Genomic DNA, 16,560 nt, shown 5'->3' on the forward strand with positions numbered 1-16,560 from the left:
CCCGGCGACCCGGGTTGTCGGTGTGAGAGACAGACTTCAGGATCGGTGAGTCCAGAACTTGTCGGCTGCGAAACGCTCCGGGATGCCCGAGTGGGAATCCGATGCGTGCCGACGTCCCGTCCCCTCACTCGGATGCGATCAGCTGAAGCATGTTCGAAATCTCGGCGTTACAGAAGGCGACTAGCGTGACGCGACATGTCCGCCCTCAACGAAGCCATTGCGCTGTCCTTCACGACACGCGTGGACGAACCGCCTGCGCGGTCACCTCTTCGCGCCCTGGGCCGACGTCAACTCTCCGGCGTCGAAGTTCTCGCACAATCGGTGGCGACCACGGCCCCCGCCGCCTCCATGGTGGCGCTTCCGGTCATCATGCTGACACATGGGCGACTGCTGAGCGGGATGATCACCATCATGGTAGCCACCGTGTCGGTGACTCTGATCGCATTCTGTGTCTCCCAGTTCACGCGTCGAATGGCGGCATCGGGCGGCTTGCACAGCTTCGTCTTTCGCGGCCTCGGAACCAGAGCAGCGTTGACAACGGGCATCGCCATGCTGGTCAAGTACGTCGGTAGCGCCGTCATGACGCTCTATCACGGCGGTCAGGCCGCGGTGCTACTTCTCGGCTTCGCCGGTATCGGCCTCGACAGCGCGGCTGCTGTGATCGCCGTATACGCGGGGATCGCGCTACTGATTCTCGGAGCACTCGTTCGCGGTGTTCGATTCGCGGCTCTGGTAATCCTTGCCGTCGAGGTCTGCTCGTTGCTCTTCATCGTCGGGCTGATGGTGTTCGGCGGATCGGGAAGCCAACAGGCTCAGCTTGTTCCCCCTACATCTACCCATGGACTACTGCTCACCGCATTGACAGCGGTGTTCGCGCTGGCCGGCTTCGAGAGCGCCGCTTATTTCGGACCAGAAGCCAGAAGACCGCTGGTCACCGTCACTCGTACGGTTCTCGCGACTCCGGTGATCTGCGGATCACTGTTCATCTTTGCCGGATGGGCCGCCTGGACCGGGCGTAGCGACACCCTGGTCAACGCGTACTTGCACGGCACCGCAACGGGAGTCAGCTCGACTGTGGTGATCATCCTCAACATCGGCCTGGCGTGCTCGTGGTTGGCGTCGTCGATGGCGTCGTCGAATGCGGCTTCCCGGCTGGTGTATTCGTTCGGGGTGGAGCGTCTGCTACCGCGCCGGTTCTCGTCCGTTCATCGCACATTTCGCACACCGTATTTCGCATTGGTTGCGGTCGTCGTCGTAATTTTGTCGATCAGTGGAACTTTCGCCGTACTCGGCCAAGGATCGATCTTCGAAGATCTGAAACTCACAGTGCGCGCGGCCGTCATAGTCGCGTACGTTCTGGTTGCCGTCGCATCGGTCGTATTCCTCGTCGGAATCGGTGAGCACACCCCACTGGTGCTGGTTGCGGCGTCATGCGGCAGCGGTGCGGGCGCGGCCGTGCTCGGATATCTGGTGTATGTCAACGTCGTCGACGCACACATCGGTGCTCCGATTGCCGTTCTGGCAGTACTGTTTTCCGGCATCGCATGGCGGTTCTGTCTACACCGTCGACGCCCCGAGTGTCTGGCACACATAGGCGCATTCGACAGTGCCGAAACCGAAGACGTACTTCCCGGCGCCGGGGTGTTCAGCTCCGATGCTGCGGGCAACATCGTGTTGGTGGGCGAATCCTCCGCCGGCTCCCGCTGATGGTCGGAAGAACCCGTGATCTCGGTGGCCATGAGCCGAGAGCTGTGCAGCGCGCGTTGACGCTCCTCGAAGCGGCTGCGCGTCTCGGCTCCGGAGCCACCGCCAAGGACATCGCCGCAATGGCCCAGATTCCCCCGGCTACCGCCTACCGGCTGCTGAACATTCTCGTCGCCGACGGCTACCTGGTGAGAATCGCCGATCTGTCCGGCTTCGCTCTCGGTCGAAGGACCCGCGAACTGGCCGGGGCCGCCCTGGAACCGACGTCCATCGACAATTCACTGATCCTCGCGGAACTGCGCGATCAGCTTCGCTACGGCGTCTACCTCGCGTCGTACGTCGGCGGGAAGGTCCAACTGATCGACCGCGATCCCGATCACGAGCTGAGCGGCGAACGTACGGTGGTGAGTGCATTGCACGCATCGGCGATCGGGAAGATCCTGCTGTCCGCGCGACCCGAGCTGCTGGATGTGCCACTACGGAGAATCACGGCGCGAACAGTCACCGACACCGATCAACTCGAATGCGAACTGTCCCTGATCCGGCGGGGGGAACCGGCCCGCGAGGTCGACGAGGTTCGTCTCGGACGATCCGCCATCGCCGTACCGGTACTCGACGTCGACCGCTCGCCAGTGGGAGCTCTTACAGCGATCGGACCCACCGGGCGGCTCGCCGTTCTCGATCCGGACCTCGAATACCTACTTCGCGACTATGCCGGAAGACTCGCTACCCCGGCGATTTCCCGAGCAGGCTGATCCGGAGCATCAACTCTCAACTGACGGGTGGCGGGTTACGACGGTCGGTGCGAGCGTGCTCCGTTTCCGGTTCTTCCCGCATCCGCCTCAACACGTTGTCCACCCACCCGCGGTTGCGCCGCTCGAACTCTGTGTGGTCACGACGCGAAATCATTCGTCCCACGAGGATGGCAACAGGAACGGAACACACCACCCACACGAGGAGTACGCCGCCGACTATCCACCACATAAGCTGCAAGTATGCCCGATTTTTTCCGTTACGCCGGGTGCTCTTAACAAACACACAGGATAAAAGCGTCCCTTACTGCGCCGGGCGCCCGGTATCCGAGTTCCCGGTCAATCCGCGATGCTGCATCCACCCCCGTGCCGCGACGGCTATTGCCACGAACGACAGTAGATCCGAAACGGTGAGACCGTGTTCCCGGTTGATCGAGATCAACACGTTCCCTTCGAGAGGGCCGTTGAAGAACAGCCAGGCCACAGCCGAGAACACCGTGGCCGCCACGCTCCACGTGGATGGTTTGACCACACAGACCGCACTGGTCACGAACAACAGATTCATACAGACCAGCCCGTAGAAAAGCTGATTCATGGCACTTTCCCCCACCGCAAGACCGATTACGTACAGTCGTCAGCCACGATTGAAATTCAGGTACGCCTTCGACGGTGTCGGGCCGCGCTGCCCCTGATACTTGGAACCGACCTCGGAGCTGCCGTACGGATGCTCCGCAGCGCTCGAGAGGCGCAGCAGGCACAACTGCCCGATCTTCATTCCCGGCCACAGCGTGATCGGGAGGTTCGCGACGTTGGAAAGCTCCAACGTGATGTGCCCGTTGAAGCCCGGATCGATGAACCCTGCTGTCGAGTGCGTCAGCAGACCCAACCGCCCCAGGCTGGACTTACCTTCGAGCCGGCCGGCCAGATCGTCGGGCAGTGAGCACACCTCGAGCGTGGAACCGAGTACGAACTCCCCCGGATGCAGCACGAACGGTTCGCCCTCGGCGGGTTCCACCAAGCTGGTCAACTCGTCCTGCCGCAACGACGGGTCGATGTGTGTATACCGCGTGTTGTTGAAGACCCGAAACAACCCGTCCAGGCGCACGTCGACACTGGACGGCTGAACCAGGGCGTCGTCGAAGGGTTCGATCCCCAGACGGCCCACAGAAATTTCGGCACGGATGTCACGATCTGAAAGCAGCACGTATCGAGGTTACCGGTAGAGCACCGAGCGCTTTGACCTCGACCAGGTGAGGCTCTGCGCAACCGCTCCGGTGATCTGATAATCTTCCCGAGAGCGTTACGCCGATGTAGTTCAATGGTAGAACATCAGCTTCCCAAGCTGAATACGCGGGTTCGATTCCCGTCATCGGCTCCAGTACTTGGAATACCCCGCCTTCAGTTGCCCTGGAGCGGGGTTTTTCGTCCCTGGCTCGGGATCGTTCCGCGACGCTGAATCGGTAGGACGCACCGACGGACGATGGGCACTACACGATCGGCTACTTCGCCCTGTCGATCACATCGACAGGGCAGAAGACCGGTGCACTTCCGATTCCCGACACCGCGTGTCGACTGCCTGCACACGGAGCGCTGTGCGTTCCGGGCATCGGCCCACCGCGAGTTCTATCACCCCGGCAACTCCGTCGCCGCGCTGCGTCGTATCCGACGCGAAACCTGTCCGACGTGCAGGACGCCGCCTGTGTCGTGTCGTCGTCGTACGTCCGGGCAATTCGTTCCGGATCTGCGGTGGCGGTGAAGTTGAGCAACGAGTATCCGGCACTCCACGGAGACACCGCCTGCATTACCTGTTGCGTATGAGCAACTGTGGCCTCCGCGAAAGCCGGATCGAGCGCGCCGACCACCAATATGGTAAAAGCCGCATCACGGTGACAGAATACGCTGCGGTACAGCGGATCTCTGCTGAGCGCTCCACCCAGAAGTCGCAGTCCGACGACTATGTGCGGCGAGACCGAACCCGGGCCGACCACAGCGAGCAACTCATCGACAGCGTCATGGGGGCAGATCTCTCGTCAATGACACTGACTTCGTGTGCAAGCATGGGATCCACCGGATCAGCGTGTACCGCCGCGATTGCCGAATACGGCAAGTACACCGACACCGTCGATCAGTGGCGTTGCCACCGAACGGATTCGACCCATGATCTCCTCCGCCTCCGACTGTTCGGCAAGACTGCAAATCGGACCGCGAAGGTCAGCCGGCCGGCAAGCGGTGGAGGAACCTCCGGAATCGGCCGAAGTCGAAGAAAAGCAACAGCAGTGGAACTGGGCTCCGGAAGATCTGCACACCAGTCCAGCCACGCGTGCGCAACGACGCCCGCATCTGATCCGTCGACATACAGTGCACCACCGTAGAAGTTCTCGATCGTCACGAGATCGATCTCCGTCGCCGCAACGATACCCACCGTCGCCTTGCCGCCACGAAGTCCCGCGAACAGGTCGGGATGTGATCAGCCTAGATCGCAGGCAGTGACACAGGGCCTGGATTCGAGTACGGACTCGAGGGTGAAATCGGAAATCCTTGCTCGTACAGTCGAACCGAACCATCGCGGCCTACAGCACCCTCCCCCGGGTCAGGGAGTTCGCGATGTCCGAGAGGTCCGCGGCCAGTGCCCGCGCATCGGCCGCCGAGAGGTCTGCGGTGCACACGCGTACGAACGGGGGGCTCGACAACCGGGACAGCTCCCCGGCGCGAACGGCCCAACCCCGCGCCATCAACTCTGCGCACACCGTGGACTCGTCACCTACCGGAACGGTGAGGGTAAAGCCGGAACTGCCGATCACGTCGATACCTCTGATCGCGAGTTCGCCTGCAAACGCTTCTCGGCGAGTGCGGTACGCATCTGCCGCGTCGGCGATGCGTGCCGAGCATGCGGCGTCGGCGAGCATCGCAGCCACGGATCGCTGAACCAGGTGACTGACCCAACCCGGGCCCAGCGCCTGCCTGCCCTGGACGAGATCTGCGGTGGTCCGGTCGCTGGACATGACGGCAAGCCGTAAGTCGGGTCCGAGGATCTTGGACATCGACCGGATCACCGCCCAACTACGACGGCCGTGTGTGAGCGAATGCGCCGGGGACCCAGACACCAGGGAAACATGATCATCTTCCACCACAACACAATTCGGATATTCCTGCAAAATCTCACGCAGCTCTTCCGCGCGAGGGGCGTCCAACGCGGCTCCGGTGGGATTCTGGGCGCGAGGTTGCAGGAGCAACATCGCGCAGTGATGCTGCTTCATCACCGCCGACAAACTTGCGGGAATCAGTCCGCGCGCGTCGACGTCCACCCCGGCAAGGGCATACCCGGCCGTTCGAAGCAGTCCGTAACCGGCGATCCATCCGGGGTCTTCGACCGCCACTGTCGAGCCGGGTGCGACGAGGGCCAGCGCAATCCGCTCGACTGCATCGTGCGCGCCGTTGGTCACGGTGAGATGACCGTCGATACCGTCGCCACCGAAGAGTCCGCGCATGACGGCGCCCAATTCGGCTGTCACGTTCTGCATGGCGTACTCACCGCTGCGCGCACTTCCGGCACCGAGGAAACGGCGCACGTCGGGAAGCATCTCCGTATCCGGCGCGACCGTGCGCAGATCTCGGATTCCCGGCCTGACCGGCATGTCACCGATTGCCGGCACCGCAGGTTTTGCCGCAACCCGTGCTCGTTTGCGGTCCCCGGACGTGATCAATCCTCGTTCTCGCAGTGTGCGATACGCCAACGACACCGTTCCTGGACTGACTCCGAGGTCGGCAGCGAGGGCGCGGACCGACGGCAGTGCCTGACCGGACTGCAGTTCACCGTCTCTGATCGCATCCGCGATTGCATGATGGATTTCACGCGAGTATCTTTTTCCTACCAGCGCTTCAACCAACACAGTTTGAAACTGTACTAGGACAGATTATGTGGGTCAATCCCCTGTTTCACCGTGACCGCACCGCCGCGCTGGACTTCGTCGGCCGAAATCCCTTTGCCACCATCGTCGGCAGCACCCCCATCCAGGCGGCACATCTGCCTGTTCTTCTCGACGACCTGAACGATCCGCGATATCTGATCGGTCATGTTCCCCTCGTGGACCCCATCGTGGAACAGTTTCGGCGTGGCGCGAGGGTGCTGGCGGTATTCGGCGGTCCGGCCGGTTACGTGAGCCCGGCCGTCATGACCGGCACCGCCCTGCCCACCTACAATTTCGTGGCCGTGCACGTCACCGGCAGTGCTGAGGCGATCGACGACGAGGAGTTTCTCCTCGATCATCTGCACGCCCTCACTCGCGCCGCCGAAGCCGCCAAGAGCTACGAACCGCAATGCGCGTGGTCGATCCGGGGAGCGGCTGCCGAGCGGGCAGAATCCCTCCTCGAACACATAGCAGCCTTCCGTATCGAGATCGACACGGTGGATGCCAAGTTCAAGCTGGGCCAGGACAAATCCGTCGACGATCGCTCCCGGATTCAACATGCCCTCGCCGGCTCCCAGAATGCGAACGACCGTGCCGTGGCAGCTCTGATGAGTGCGAACTCTCGCCGATGCGCGACGCCGGAGACGCGGACGGTTCGCACAACCGAATCATCTGCCCACCCCGCTGTCGCGGACTAGAGTCGCCCATTCTCCCGACCGAGTGCAAAGACAAGCAGTTGAGCGAGATGCTCACCTCTGCGCTCCGTCAGATCCGACAGTTGGGTACGGCACGAGTACCCGTCAGCGAGGATCGTCGTATCTGCTTCGGCCGCTCGGACTGCAGGCAGAAGTTGCTGCTCGGCAACAGCAACCGATACCTCGTAGTGCCCCTTCTCGACGCCGAAATTACCCGCGAGTCCGCAGCATCCGCCGAGTCGATCCACCTGCGCGCCCGCGTTCTCGAGCAATTGCGCGTCGGCGTTCCATCCCATGACCGAGTGATGGTGACAATGCGGTTGCGCAACAACAGACTTCCCCACCAATGACGGTGGTTGCCAGTTGCTGTCCGTCAACAACTCGGCGAGCGTCTTCGTGGCCGAAGCCACCGACTCCGCCGAATCTCCCACCAACTCCACTGCATCCGAACGTAATACGCCGACACAGGACGGCTCCACCCCGACGATCGGAATTCCGGCATCGACGTACCCGGACAACGCCGCAACCGTTCGACCGAGAATCCTCCTCGCCGCCGTCAGCTGCCCGGTCGAAATCCAGGTCAACCCGCAACAGTGCTGCTTGTCCGTCAATTGAGGGCGGAACCCCGCCGCTTCGAGCACCTGCACCGTGGCACGTCCGACGTCCGGCGTGAAGTAGTTGGTGAACGTATCGACGAACAACACCACCGGCTTACCGGCGTCGACACGTTCGCTCCGCGTTGCCCTGAACCAGGATCGGAAACTCTGGCGAGCGAACGGCGGAATCGTACGTCGCGAGTCGACGCCCGCAGCGGACAACGCCAACCGACCCACAACGGGAATCCGTGCGCCCGCATTGACCGGCCCCGGTGCCAGGCTCGCAATCCTTGCCCATCGTGGAAGCCACCCCAACGAATAGTGAGACGTGGGCCGGAGACGGCCACGATAGCTCTGATGCAGCACCTCGGATTTGAACGCCGCCATGTCGACGCCGGTCGGACAATCCGAGAGACATCCCTTGCAGGACAGGCACAGATCGAGAGCGTCGTGCACTTCGGGTGAGCGCCACCCACCGTCGATCGCGGAGCCGTTGATCATCTCCTGCAGGACGCGAGCACGCCCGCGAGTGGAATCCTTCTCCTCTTTGGTGGCCTGGTAGGACGGGCACATCACCCCACCGGACGCGGTGTTGTCCGCACGACATTTTCCGACGCCGGTGCAGCGGTGCACTGCCTGGGTGAAATTGCCGTCGTCGTGGCGATACGCCAAAGCCAGATCGCGCCGCAACACCGGCGCTGCCGGTATTCGCAGATCGACGTCGATCGGTTGCGGGTCCACCAACACGCCGGGATTGAGGATGCCGTCGGGGTCGAAAGCGTGCTTGACGGCCGCAAACAGATCGAGGGCGGCCGGGGAGTACATCAGCGGCAGCAGTTCACTGCGGGCGCGTCCGTCACCGTGTTCACCCGAGAGCGATCCGCCGTAGCGGGCGACGAGTTTCGCAGCTGATACCGTGAAACTCCGGAAAATTGCTGCGCCGCCGAGCTTGTCGAGAGGCCAATCGATTCGGACGTGCATACAGCCGTCACCGAAGTGCCCGTACGGCAAACCCGTCACACCGTATTCGTGCATCAAGGATTCGAAGTCACGCAAGTAGGCGCCGAGCCTGGGCGGCGGCACCGACGCATCCTCCCAACCCGCATGAGCCGGCAGCCCGGCCGGACTGCGGCCCGCCAGCCCGGCCCCGTCGGCGCGAATTCGCCAGAGCTCCGCAGCCTTCGCGCGGTCGGTGACGACGAGATTGTCCACTGCCCCACAGGTGCGCCCCACCCGCTCCGCTTTGGCCACGGCCTCGTCGAGCCGATCTCCCACTACTTCGACGAACAGCCATGCCGCACCGGACGGCAAGGGTGGCACCGCATCCTGACCGCGACGATCGCGAACGACATCGACTATTCGCGAATCGATGCCCTCACACGCGGTGGGGTGATGCTCGAGGACCAGCGGAGCTGCGTCGCCGGCGGATGCGATGTCCGGGTAACCCAATGCCACGAGGACTCGATGCGCCGGTTCGGTGACGAGCCGAACAGTAGCCTCGGTGACGACGACGAGCGTGCCCTCACTACCGACCAACATGCGAGTGACGTCGAATCGGTGTTCCGGCAGTAGATGCTCGAGCGCATATCCCGACATCTGCCTGCCGAACCGTCCGAATTCCGTTCGGATGGTGCTCAATCCGGATCCGGTGACCGCTTGCAGCCTGTCGAGTGACGTAGACGCGTGAACCAGAGACTGCCACTGCCCTGCCGAATCGAAGACCAGAGATTCTCCGCTGCCACTGAGCACATGCAGACCCGTCACGTTGTCCGACGTGCGGCCGTAGCCGAGAGTCCTTGCACCACAGGCGTTGTTGCCGATCATACCGCCGATCGTGCAGCGAGTGAAGGTGGACGGGTCCGGACCGAACCTGAGCCCATGCGGTGCCGCTTCCTGCTGCAGCGATACTTGTATCACTCCCGGCTGCACCGTTGCGATCTTGGCATCGGGGTCGATCGACAAAATCTTGTTCATGTGGCGACTGAAATCGAGAATCACACCGGTACCCACCGCATTTCCGGCGACAGAGGTACCCGCTCCACGAGAGGTCAGAGGCACACCCGTTCGTCTGCAGACTTCGAGGGTCTGCGCTACGTCGTCGGCGTTCCGCGGGCGCACCACCACTAGCGGTCGCACTCGATACAGAGAAGCGTCGGACGAGTATGCGGCCCGCGTAGTACCGTCGAAGAGAACATCACTCACACCTGACCCACGCAGCAGTGCAGCCATCGAGCCGGCGGAGATCATGCTCAGTATGTTACATACTCCACCGTCCGGGCGGACTACCAAATCGATTGGACGCACCACGGCCGCTGTGGGAGACTGACTCGCAAACCTTTACCTGCCCTTGGGAGTTGGCATGGCCACCGCAGTATCGTTGATTCGCTCGAACACCCTCAGCGGCGTAGCCGAATACGCCTACGCTGCAACAGCTCCCGCGAATGCCCGCTTGATCTTCCTAGCCGGGGCCTGCCCGCTCGAAGACGACGGTTCCACAGCAGCCGTGGGCGACTACGCCGGTCAGGCCGCGAAAGCCGTGGAGACCATGAAGACAGCGCTCGCCGATGCAGGTGCATCCATCGAAGACGTCGTCAACACCCGCGTCCTCGTGGCATCGAGCGAACAAGCCGATCTGGTCACCGCCTGGGAGGTCGTCCGGGCAGCATTCGGTGATCACGACGCTCCGAGCACCTTGATGGGCGTCACGGTCCTCGGATACGACGATCAGCTGGTGGAGATCGAAGCGATTGCCGCCGTCGTGGACTGATGCTCAGCTCACTTGCCGGGGGGACGACTCGGTTCCGGTCCCGGTCAGACGAATCTGTGACGGCGTCAGGTCGTAACGGTCGCGGACAGCCCGACGCAGTTCACCGACCGACGAAAATCCGGATCGGACGGCAAGTTCTTCGAGCGGTGGCGGTGCCGCACCGCCCCCTCGAAGCAGCAGGGCTGCATAACCCGCTCGCTGATGCCTGATCTCACGAATCACAGTCCCGCCGACCTTTTCGAAAGCGCGCTGGAGTTGTCGCACGGTGACACCGAGCCGTTCGGCGACAGCGGTCGGGGTCAGTGACGGATCGCGATACGACGCGCCGATCGTGGCAACCGCACGAGCATGAAGTCCGTAGTCGAGTTCGGAACTGTGACCCTCGTAACCGAGTCCCTCGAGATGTAGCCCCACGAGCAATTCGAGTGCCGCAGATTCGATCGCTGCCGGAACCCGAGCGTCCGTCAGTGCCTGACCATGCAAGGTCGCCTTGACAAGCGCGGACAACGCATACGTGGTCGTCGTCGCAGTCGGCGGCCCGAAGCCGTCCGCCTCGGCCGCGATCCGCACACCCCGCTCCGCGAGAGAGCGTCGGTCGAGCCGGAGCATGATCAAGTCGACATCGGTGTCGTGAGTGCCATCGTGTCGATTCCAACCCACCTGAGCGTTGATCTGTCCAGGCAAGAAGACACTGTCGCGTTGACGGTGCTTGACCACCGTTTTCCCGCCCAGGACCAACGTCAGATTGACGATTTCACTGTCGACAATCTCTCCAGGCAGAAATCGACTGGGCGACATGCATATTCGACTGAAATTGAGCGATCCCACGTCGCTCGACTCGAGGCTGAAGTGGAACCGATCCGGGTCGGGCACGATTATCTCGGTTTTGTTTCCGGCCTCTGGGATCATTGCTTCGAACCCGGACCTTGCTCGGAGTTCGACTTTGTGCAACATCGTTTACTCCCTTCTCGGGATCTGTGGTCCCGTCGAAAGACTAAGCGAAAAGACGCGAATCTTACCGAAAAAGCGATGTCGCAATTGTCACTTTCTGTCGAGATATCAGGAATTTCGAGTTACATGTAACCCGTCGAATTACGTGGTCGAAATCCAACTCACCCGGGCGCGCCACTTGCCTTGTTCCAATTTACGACACCGTATTAGAAAATACGACAAATCGCCCATGCTTGTGCTGACCAATTGATATCTTGCGCAATGCTCACAGATCTCGTGCAGTTCGCTTAGTCCATCCGGAAACGAATGGTCGGTCCCGTCCCGATACATGAGTTTCCACCTTTCATCGAGGAGTTACCGATGCCCGACGCATCACCATTACTCAGTACTGCCCAGATCAAGGATGTTGTGGCCGGGTTGATGCCGGTGCTCGAGGCTGAGTTGGTGGGGCTGGTGGGGATTCCGTCGGTTGCGGTGGAGGGTTTTCCCGACGAGCCGTTGTTTGCTGCGCACGAGATGATTGTGGGTTTGCTTACCGATGCCGGTGTCGATGAGGTCGAGGATTTACTGATTCCTGGAAAGACTGCTCCGGTTATTCGTGCCTGTGTTCCGGGGCCGGTGGGCGCTCCTACAGTTCTCTTGTATTCGCACTACGATGTGGTTCCTGCTGATGATGTGGAGTTGTGGGATTCGCCGCCGTTCGAGGCGGACAAGCGCGATGGTGCGTTGTACGGGCGGGGGACGGCGGATTCGAAAGCAAACATCATCGCGATGATCGGAGCGTTACGGGTCTTCGGTGGGCGGCCGCCGGTGACCGTGAAGTTCGTGATCGAGGGTCAGGAAGAGTTCGGGAGTCCGTTCGACACTTATCCGCCCGAGGCGCCGGAGCTCTTCGCAGCGGATGCGATGATCATCGCCGATGTAGGAAGTGTGCGGCCGGGTTCGCCGACGTTGACGGTGGCGTTGCGTGGTTCGGCGCAGGTGGTGGTGGAGTTGACGACGCTGGGCACCGACAAGCACAACGGTTTGTACGGCGGTGCCGCCCCTGATGCCCGGTTGGCGTTGATTCGAGCGTTGGCGACGTTGCACGACGAGAGTGGCGATGTCGCGGTCGAGGGATTGTTGCGTGAGCCGTGGGCGGGCAGTACCTACACAGAGGAGGAGTTCCGCACTCTGGCCGAGGTTCGTGAGGGTCTACCGCTGCTCGGTAGTGGTGGTATCGGGGAACGGATCTGGTCGGGCCCGGCGATCACGGTCACCGGGATCGACGCCCCACCGGTGGACGGGGCGGTCAACGCTGTCGCCAGTTCTGCTCGGGCGGTGATCAATCTGCGGGTGCATCCGCGTCAACCCGCCGCGCAGGCTCAAGCAGCACTGGTGCGTCACTTGCAGGCGCTGCGTCCGTTCGGGCTCGAACTCACCGTCACCGCGGGGGAGACCGGCGACGGGTTCGCTGCCGCTCAGGGCGGGCCTGGCTTCGATGCGGCGTTGTCGGCGCTCTCCCAAGCGTGGGATGCGCCGGCGGGGTTGATGGCGGGTGGTGGTTCGATTCCGATCGTGATGGCCCTCGACACCGCCGTCCCGGGGGCGGAGAAACTGCTCTTCGGTGCCACGGACGGGTACGCGAACATCCACGGCCCCAACGAACGTGTCCTGCTCGACGAACTCGAGAAAGCAGTCGTCGCGAAAGCGGTGTTCTTCCAGGAATACGCCCGAACCTTCGACGCACGCACGCCCGAAGCAGACACTGCCGAGGGAAGCAAGTGAGTATCGGGGTCGACAAGGGCGCCGCGCAGATACCGGCGAAGAAGAAGTTCGAGTTCCCCGGTGCGGTGACGATGCTCGCAATCGTGACCGTGTTGGTGTGGGTTGCGGCGCTGTTCATTCCGTCGGGGCGTTTCGGTGTCGACGAGGACGGCTCCCCGATACCGGGCACGTTCGAGACGACCTCGTCTCCGCTGACGTTCGGCGAACGTATCGAGCAGTTGATCTTGTCGCCGGTCAACGGTTTGTACGGTGTGCAGGACTCGGTGACCGGGTTCGTCGACACCGACAACATCGGCCGGTTGTTCGGCTCGGTCGGTGTTGTCCTGTTCATCATGGCGTTGGGTGCGTTCATCTCGGTGAGCTTCGCTACCCGCAGCTTGGAAACCGCTGTCTCGCAGTTGGCGACGAAACTCGGAGACAAGGGGTGGCTGCTGATCACGGCCATCATGGTGTTGTTCTCGCTGCTCGGTTCGACCATGGGTTTCTCGGTGGAGACGTTCGGGTTCTACGCCCTGCTGATCCCGTTGATGACCGCTCTCGGGTACGACCGGATGGTCGCAGCGACGATGATCATCCTCGGTGCGTTGGTGGGGAATCTGGCCTCGACGGTCAACCCGTTCTCGATCGGTGTCGCGTCCGGTGAAGCGGGCGTCTCGATCGGCGACGGAATCGTGCTGCGGGTCGTCTTGTGGATCGTGTTGACCGCGGTGGCCGTGGTCTTCGTGCTGCGCTACGCCGCGAAGGTGAAGAAAGATCCCACCACCTCGATCGTCGGATTCGACATCGACCACCACGACAGCGACAGCGGCGCGGACTCTGCCGAGCCGCTCGATATCGACGGCAGGTTGACCCGGGTCCAGAAGCTCGTGTTGATCATCACCGGTCTCACGTTCGGGTTGATGATCTTCTCCGTCATCCCGTGGTCGAGCATTTTCGGCGGCTCCACCGGCCCGGCCGAGTACGACGCGTACCACGTCACCGCGGCCGAGCCGTACTGGTTCGAGTTGAACTGGTGGTTCCCGCAATTGGCGATGCTGTTCACCCTCGCTGCCGTCCTGGTCGGGATCGTGGCGAAGATGGGTGAGAAGAAAACGGTGTCGCTGATCACCCGCGGCGCGGGCGACATGGTCGGCCCGGCGATCGTGATCCTGCTCGCCCGCGGGGTATCGGTGATCATGACCAACACCGACACCCTCGACACCATCCTCAACGCGATGGAACACCTCGTCAGCGGCGCCTCGGCCGGAGTGTTCGCCATCTTGGTGATGCTGGTGAACATTCCGTTGGCGTTCTTGATCCCGTCCAGCTCCGGGCACGCCACCCTCGCGATGCCGTTACTGGCCCCACTCGGTGACTTCGCGGGTGTGAGCCGGTCTTTGGTCATCACCGCCTTCCAGATGGGCCACGGCCTGATGCTGATGGTGGCACCGACCAACGTCGTCGTCGTCGGTGGCCTCGCGATGGCAAAAGTGGGGTACGACAAGTTCCTACGGTTCGTGTGGCCGCTACTGCTGATCAACTTCGTGATCGTCGTCGTCGTCCTCGGCGCCGCAGCCGTCCTCGAATGAGCCCCGCCGCGATCAGCCTCCTGGTTCTGGGCTGCGTCGTCGTTCTATTCGTATGGAACCGGCTTCCGGTGGAAGTAGTGGCCATCGGATCGGCGATCGTGCTCTACTTCACCGGCGTGATCACCCTCCCGGAAACCCTGGCCGGTTTCGGGGATCCCACGATCGTGCTCATCGCCGCCCTGTTCGTGGTCAGCGAGGGCCTCGAAGCCACCGGTGTCACCACCTGGGTCGGGCAGATCCTGCTCAAAGGCGCCGGGGACAACTCCCGCCGGTTGGTGATCCTCACGATGGCGTTGGCAGCGACGCTGACCGCGGTGATCAACCTCAACGGGGCGGTGGCCGCCCTGTTGCCGATGGTTGTGGTCATCGCCGTCCGCAAAGGGATTGCGCCCTCGAAGCTGCTGATGCCGTTGGCCTTCGCGGGCAGCGCCGGATCACTACTGCTCCTGACCGGCAGCCCGGTCAACGTGATCATCTCCGAAAGCGCCGAAGCTGCCGGAGTCGGCGCGTTCGGGTTCGCCGAATTCGCCGTGATCGGTATCCCCCTGATCATCGGAACCATAACCTTGGTGACCTTCCTCGGGGATCGGCTCCTCCCGAATCGTGTCAGTGATCTACTTCCCCCAGATTTGAGCGCACACGCCTCGACGTTGGCCCGGCAGTACGCGCTCGAGCACATCACCCACCTCCGGTTGACCCCGCAGTCCCCGTTGGTCGGTACAGATCGGGGAACCTGGGATCTACGCGGCTACGACGGCATCAACATCGTCACGGTCCTCGACACCGCAACCGACAGCCCCGTCTCGGACGGTCGGCACCGCACCACCGATCGGCTCACCGTTGTCGGGGACTGCGACGTCGCCACCCGCTTCGCCGACGCCCATGACCTGATCGTCGACGCGGTCTTCGGCGACTCCGACGTAGTGGAACGGTTGATCGACCGTGGCAACGGCGTGGCCGAGGTGATGATCTCCCCCCGATCCCGCCTGATCGGGGAACCCGTGCGACCGGGCCGGGTCGTCGACGGGCGAATCGTGATCCTCGCGGTTCACCGGCAAGGTGCCGATCGCGGCGCGGAGACCACCGTCCTGAGGGTTGGTGACGTCCTACTCCTCGAAGGGCCCTGGGACGAACTCGACCGCGGTATCACCCGCGACGGATTCCTGGTCGTCAACGACCCCGATCTCGTGAAACGGCAAGCAGTTCCGTTGGGTAACCGCTCGGCACGCGCCATCGCCGTCCTGGCCGTGATGATCCTCGCCCTGGCCACCGGTATCGTGCCCCCGGTAATGGCGGCGCTCCTGGCCGCCGGAGCGATGATCGTGCTACGGGTGTTGACCATCGAACAGGCGTATCGCCGGATCGCCTGGACCACCGTCCTTCTCGTTGCCGGCATGATTCCCCTCTCGACGGCGATCCGAACGTCCGGCGCAGGGGAACAGGTCGCGGAACTGATCGTCTCAGCAGTCGGCGGCGCAGGCCCGACCGTGTTCCTCGCCGCACTGTTCACGTTGACGGTCGTCTTCGGACAACTCATCAGCAACACCGCGACCGCGCTGGTGGTGATACCGATCGCCGTCTCCGCCGCTGCGCAACTCGACATCTCGGCCCGCCCGGTGTTGATGTGTGTCTGCATCGCCGCGGCCGCCTCCTTCCTGACCCCCGTTGCCACCCCGGCGAACATGATGGTCATGAACCCGGCCGGGTATCGGTTCGGTGACTACTGGAAACTCGGCCTGCCCATGATCGGACTGTTCTTCGTCGTCGCCGTCGGCGTCGTTCCCCTGATCTGGAAGTTCTGACCAAAACATACATAGCGGACCATCCCGGCGGGAAGACTGACAGTTCGGAA

13 protein-coding genes and 1 tRNA gene are annotated in these 16,560 nt (G+C 62.6%); 8 read left to right on the forward strand and 6 right to left on the reverse strand.

Translation table 11 applies throughout. The annotated features are described in order from the left end of the window. Window positions 1-195: 195 nt before the first annotated feature. A complete protein-coding gene (locus ABH922_RS18660; RefSeq protein ID WP_424808331.1) occupies window positions 196-1,707 on the forward strand; it encodes an APC family permease in 1,512 nt (503 codons plus the stop codon). Continuing rightward, the gene (locus ABH922_RS18665) at window positions 1,707-2,459 is read left to right on the forward strand and encodes an IclR family transcriptional regulator (protein WP_424808332.1); all 753 of its coding nucleotides are present in this window, start codon (window positions 1,707-1,709) and stop codon (window positions 2,457-2,459) included. The genes ABH922_RS18660 and ABH922_RS18665 overlap by 1 nt, the downstream gene beginning before the upstream one ends. A gap of 301 nt (window positions 2,460-2,760) precedes the next feature. On the opposite strand, the gene ABH922_RS18670 is transcribed toward ABH922_RS18665, so the two are convergent. Together ABH922_RS18670 and dcd are read right to left on the reverse strand one after the other, a co-directional pair. Beyond that, on the reverse strand, window positions 2,761-3,051 hold the full coding sequence (locus ABH922_RS18670) for a hypothetical protein (RefSeq protein ID WP_424808333.1): 291 nt from the start codon (window positions 3,049-3,051) through the stop codon (window positions 2,761-2,763). Window positions 3,052-3,090: 39 nt separating this feature from the next. Then, window positions 3,091-3,660, reverse strand: a complete 570-nt coding sequence (gene dcd / locus ABH922_RS18675; protein WP_424808334.1) for a dCTP deaminase — start codon at window positions 3,658-3,660, stop codon at window positions 3,091-3,093. Window positions 3,661-3,760: 100 nt separating this feature from the next. On the opposite strand from dcd, the gene ABH922_RS18680 reads away from it, so the two are divergent. Beyond that, a tRNA-Gly gene (locus tag ABH922_RS18680) sits at window positions 3,761-3,834 on the forward strand. A 121-nt stretch (window positions 3,835-3,955) separates the two neighbouring features. Here ABH922_RS18680 and ABH922_RS18685 read toward each other — a convergent pair. Both ABH922_RS18685 and ABH922_RS18690 read right to left on the reverse strand, forming a co-directional pair. Next, window positions 3,956-4,444 (reverse strand): hypothetical protein, encoded by a 489-nt coding sequence (locus tag ABH922_RS18685; protein ID WP_424808335.1) that lies wholly within the window; start codon window positions 4,442-4,444, stop codon window positions 3,956-3,958. 582 nt (window positions 4,445-5,026) lie between these two features. Continuing rightward, the gene (locus ABH922_RS18690) at window positions 5,027-6,346 is read right to left on the reverse strand and encodes an aminotransferase class I/II-fold pyridoxal phosphate-dependent enzyme (RefSeq protein ID WP_424808336.1); all 1,320 of its coding nucleotides are present in this window, start codon (window positions 6,344-6,346) and stop codon (window positions 5,027-5,029) included. Window positions 6,347-6,372: 26 nt separating this feature from the next. Between ABH922_RS18690 and ABH922_RS18695 the strand changes: the two genes are divergently transcribed. Next, complete coding sequence (locus tag ABH922_RS18695; RefSeq protein ID WP_424808337.1) at window positions 6,373-7,062, forward strand: FMN-binding negative transcriptional regulator; 690 nt, start codon at window positions 6,373-6,375, stop codon at window positions 7,060-7,062. Here ABH922_RS18695 and ABH922_RS18700 read toward each other — a convergent pair. Then, window positions 7,059-9,902, reverse strand: coding sequence for an FAD-binding and (Fe-S)-binding domain-containing protein (locus ABH922_RS18700; protein WP_424808338.1), 2,844 nt, complete (start codon window positions 9,900-9,902; stop codon window positions 7,059-7,061). The genes ABH922_RS18695 and ABH922_RS18700 overlap by 4 nt on opposite strands. A gap of 112 nt (window positions 9,903-10,014) precedes the next feature. Here ABH922_RS18700 and ABH922_RS18705 point away from each other — a divergent pair, with 112 nt between their 5' ends. Further along, window positions 10,015-10,422: a Rid family hydrolase gene (locus tag ABH922_RS18705; protein WP_424808339.1), complete on the forward strand. Its 408-nt coding sequence runs from the start codon at window positions 10,015-10,017 to the stop codon at window positions 10,420-10,422. Window positions 10,423-10,425: 3 nt separating this feature from the next. On the opposite strand, the gene ABH922_RS18710 is transcribed toward ABH922_RS18705, so the two are convergent. Then, complete coding sequence (locus ABH922_RS18710; protein WP_424808340.1) at window positions 10,426-11,220, reverse strand: helix-turn-helix transcriptional regulator; 795 nt, start codon at window positions 11,218-11,220, stop codon at window positions 10,426-10,428. A 513-nt stretch (window positions 11,221-11,733) separates the two neighbouring features. Between ABH922_RS18710 and ABH922_RS18715 the strand changes: the two genes are divergently transcribed. The 3 genes from ABH922_RS18715 to ABH922_RS18725 are packed head-to-tail and all read left to right on the forward strand — an operon-like array spanning window position 11,734 to window position 16,510. Beyond that, window positions 11,734-13,140 (forward strand): M20/M25/M40 family metallo-hydrolase, encoded by a 1,407-nt coding sequence (locus ABH922_RS18715; protein ID WP_424808341.1) that lies wholly within the window; start codon window positions 11,734-11,736, stop codon window positions 13,138-13,140. Beyond that, entirely contained in the window at window positions 13,137-14,708 is a 1,572-nt protein-coding gene (locus ABH922_RS18720) for a YfcC family protein (RefSeq protein WP_424808342.1), read from the forward strand. The genes ABH922_RS18715 and ABH922_RS18720 overlap by 4 nt, the downstream gene beginning before the upstream one ends. After that, the gene (locus ABH922_RS18725) at window positions 14,705-16,510 is read left to right on the forward strand and encodes an SLC13 family permease (RefSeq protein WP_424808343.1); all 1,806 of its coding nucleotides are present in this window, start codon (window positions 14,705-14,707) and stop codon (window positions 16,508-16,510) included. Before ABH922_RS18720 ends, ABH922_RS18725 begins: the two co-directional genes overlap by 4 nt. Window positions 16,511-16,560: the final 50 nt, after the last annotated feature.

The organism is Rhodococcus sp. 27YEA15 (genome assembly GCF_049739425.1).
Taxonomy (GTDB): Bacteria; Actinomycetota; Actinomycetes; order Mycobacteriales; family Mycobacteriaceae; genus Rhodococcus_F.